The organism is Massilia sp. CT11-108 (assembly GCF_047302915.1).
GTDB classification, from domain to species: Bacteria; Pseudomonadota; Gammaproteobacteria; order Burkholderiales; family Burkholderiaceae_D; genus Telluria; species Telluria orientalis.
In genome coordinates, this window is sequence record NZ_JBKYMO010001368.1 from 1 (window position 1) to 337 (window position 337).

The following is a 337-nucleotide window of genomic DNA, read 5'->3' on the forward strand; positions in this document are numbered from 1 at the left end:
GCCACCAGCCCTTCGCCACGACCGCGACGCCGGCGCCCGCACCGGACAACGGCGCGAGCGCGGACGATACGTCGACGACGTGCTCGACGCCCGGCAGCGCCGCCACCTTGCCCGCATCGAACCCCGCGACACCTGCGCCCAGCACGGGCGCCATGCGCAGCGCCGCGTACAGCAGGCCTTCCGGCCGCACGTCGATGCCGAACACCGCGCGCCCGTTGACCTTCGATGGCGCGTCGCGCCGCGGCACCGGCTTGCCGATCAGGCGGAAGTCCGCGGGCGTCTTAAGGCGGACGTCGTCCGCATCGATGTCGCCGCCCAGCGCAGCCGCGCGCTGCGC

Annotated in this window: 1 pseudogene; it reads right to left on the bottom strand. The window is 75.1% G+C overall.

The features are described from left to right. Positions 1 to 337: pseudogene (locus ACEN88_RS34830) on the bottom strand (xanthine dehydrogenase family protein molybdopterin-binding subunit); the annotation flags it as partial.